At 49.2% G+C, this 1,238-nt stretch carries 1 protein-coding gene; it reads right to left on the reverse strand.

Features of this window, described 5'->3' with window-relative positions; all coding sequences use genetic code 11:
- A partial coding sequence (locus J4D97_RS22940) for an adenylosuccinate synthase (RefSeq protein ID WP_208309622.1) occupies window positions 1-1,172 on the reverse strand: 1,172 nt, incomplete at its 3' end.
- Window positions 1,173-1,238: the final 66 nt, after the last annotated feature.

Genomic DNA, 1,238 nt, shown 5'->3' on the forward strand with positions numbered 1-1,238 from the left:
TTGAAATACCACCCTTGTGTTCGTCGGTGCCTAATCTGGAAACGGAAACAGTGGCTGGTGGGTAGTTTGACTGGGGTTACATTTTGTAATGTGCCATAGTCTGGAAATTGATCGGTAGTCTCACCATTTGGTAGCTGGTAGTGCGTGCAAACTCGAATTTCATCGAATTCGTCTAACACATCCGCTTTCATCAAATGAATTTCTGTTACACCATTTAGCATGATGCTATAGCGTAGAGCAGGCAAATCGACCCAGCCACAACGGCGGGGACGCCCAGTAGTAGAACCGAACTCATGACCAGCTTGGCGAATTTGCTCTCCTACTTCATCATGCAGTTCGGTAGGAAATGGCCCACTACCTACTCGTGTGCAGTACGCCTTGCTTATACCATATACCTTATCTATATGGTGGGGCGCTATGCCTAGGCCGGTACAGGCGCCAGCCACGATAGTGCTAGAGGAGGTGACGAAGGGATACGTACCAAAATCTATATCCAACATAGCACCTTGGGCGCCTTCCGCTAAAATGCGCTTTTGCTGTTGTAGCAAGTCATTCAGCAAATACTCTGTATTCGTTAACTGAAGGGTACGCAGGAACTCAATGGCAGAGAAAAATTCGTCTTCGTGGGCTTCTATTTCCAAGTCTTGCTTGTAGAATGCAGCCAGTTGGGCATGACGGGCAACAGCTTCTGTGTAACGCTCTTTGAAGTCGGGTAGCAATACATCGCCAACCCGCAGTCCCGTACGGCCTACCTTATCCTGATAGGTAGGGCCAATACCTTTTAGGGTAGAGCCAATCTTCCCTCCTCCCCTAGCCTCTTCTAAAATTCGGTCGAGGGCGCGGTGAGAGGGCAGGATGAGCTGGGCCTTCTGTGAGATGAAGAGATTATTGCCCCACTGAATACCACGATCCGTCAGCTTTTGCAGTTCGCCGCGGAATACAACCGGGTCGAGCACTACTCCATTACCGACTACATTAATAATGTGCGGATGAAAAATACCGGATGGTACTTGGTGCAATACATGCTTTACACCGTCGAAAAATAGGGTGTGGCCTGCGTTGGGGCCACCCTGAAAACGGGCAACTACATCATACGTGGGGGCCAACACATCGACAATTTTCCCTTTCCCTTCATCTCCCCACTGTAGTCCTACGAGTACGTCAACTGGCATTAGTTTGCAGCTTTCAATTGTTCAGCGGCCGATTCTTCGTCGGCTGCAATAGTGAAAATGGCGTTT

This window comes from Hymenobacter defluvii (genome assembly GCF_017589435.1).
Classification (GTDB): Bacteria; Bacteroidota; Bacteroidia; order Cytophagales; family Hymenobacteraceae; genus Hymenobacter; species Hymenobacter profundi.